This window comes from Conexibacter stalactiti, assembly GCF_033542075.1.
Lineage (GTDB): Bacteria > Actinomycetota > Thermoleophilia > Solirubrobacterales > Solirubrobacteraceae > Conexibacter > Conexibacter stalactiti.
Genome location: NZ_JAWSTH010000220.1, coordinates 1 through 1,698, shown reverse-complemented (window position 1 = coordinate 1,698; position 1,698 = coordinate 1). Strand labels below are relative to the sequence as shown.

The following is a 1,698-nucleotide window of genomic DNA, read 5'->3' as shown; positions in this document are numbered from 1 at the left end:
CGAACGAGCGCTCCGCCGCCGTGACCGCGGCCGCCGGCCGCTCCTGCGCCAGCAGCACCTCCGCGCGGCAGCGGGCCGCGTGGGCCGTCGCGACCGGCCGCCCGAGCTGCGCGGCGCACGCCTCGGCGCGCACCGCGCACGCCTCCGCCTCGACGAGCCGGCCGCCCTGCAGCTCGACCAGCTGCAGGTCCTGGAAGGCGAGCGTGCGCTCGGCCGGGACGACGTTGGCCGCGGCCGGTCCGCCGAGCGCCTCCAGCAGCTCCGCGCGACCGCCGTCGAGGTCGCCGATCGCGACTCGGCAGTAGCCGACCAGCCAGCCCGGTTCCGCAGTCCCCGGCACGTTGCGGCCGCGTCCGCTGGCGACCACCTGGCTCTCCTTGCTGAAGCCGTACGCCGCCTCCGGATCGCCCATCAGCCCGCAGGCATAGGCCGCCTCCCACAACGCCCAGAAGAGGTATTGCGGGTTGCTCGCCAGGCGCGCCGACTCGATCGCCCGCTCGGCCAGCTCGAGCGCCTCGCCGAGCCGCCCCAGCGCCTCCAGCGCGTACAGCTTCGACAGCATCAGCGGGACCGTCATCTGCCCTTGGCCGTGGCTGCGCGCGACGGCGAGGCCGCGGTCAGCGCGCGCGATCGCCTGCTCGAACCGCTCCAGGTAGCTCTCGGCCCAGACGAGGTGGTAGACGGCGTCGAGGCAGGTCGCGAGCTGCTCGTCGGGCAGCGCGTCCATCGCCGCCGCCGCGTCGGCCTGACGCGCGTGCGCCTCGGGCGTCTCGCCGCCGGTCGCGGCGGCGAAGCAGAGCACGCTCGCGGCCCAGGTGCGGAGCGCCGGCTCGTCGAGCGCGCGGGCGATCGTCAGCGCCTGCTCGCCCATCTCCCGCGTGCGCGCGAAGTCGAGCTGGAAGAGGCTGTCGGTCGCCAGCTCGATCGCCAGCCGCGCCGCCTCCGGCCCGTCGTGCGCGGGCAGCTCCTCCCACGCCCGCTCCAGCCGCGCGCCGGCCTCCTCGTGGCGGCCGAGCCAGTGCTCGACGGCGGCGCAGTTGGCGATCAGCTCGGCGCGACGGGCGCCGCCGGGCGCCGGCAGGATCTGCAGCGCCTCCAGCAGCGCGCTGCGACAGGCCTCCAGCTCGCCGGCCGCGCGCAGCGCTCCGGCGTGCAGCTCCAGCAGCTCGACGCGGCGGTCGGTCTCGGCGGCCGGCAGCAGCCGCAGCGCGGCGCCGAACCAGCGGACCGCGGTCGCGGGCGCGCGCGAGAGCGTCTCGCAGCCGGCCCGCACCAGCAGCTCGACCGCCGCCTGGTCGCCCGGGACCGCCGCGTGCTCTGCGTGGCGGGCGCGCTCGCTGGCGGAGGCGCCGCGGCGTTCCAGCTCGTCGGCGAGGCGGGCGTGGGCGGCGAGCCGCCAGCCGCCGGGAGCGCCGTCGTAGACGGCGCGGCGCACGAGCGGATGGCGGAAGACGAACCGCCGCGGCACGTCGGTCTCGCGCACCAGCTCACGCGCGAGCAGCTCATCGAGCGCACCGAGCGCGTCGGCCGGCGTCAGCTCCGCCGCGCTGCCGGCGAGGTCGGGCTCGAACGCCTCGCCGGCGACCGCCGCGCCCTGCAGCAGCGCCTGCGCCGGCGCCGGCAGGTCGGCCAGCTCGGCGGCGAGCGAGGCGACGACCGCGCGCGGGACGCGCGCATCCAGCAGCGCGCCGGCAGCCG

Annotated in this window: 1 pseudogene; it reads right to left on the bottom strand. The window is 78.1% G+C overall.

The annotated features are described in order from the left end of the window. A pseudogene (locus R7226_RS31410) lies at positions 1-1,698 on the bottom strand (hypothetical protein); the annotation flags it as partial.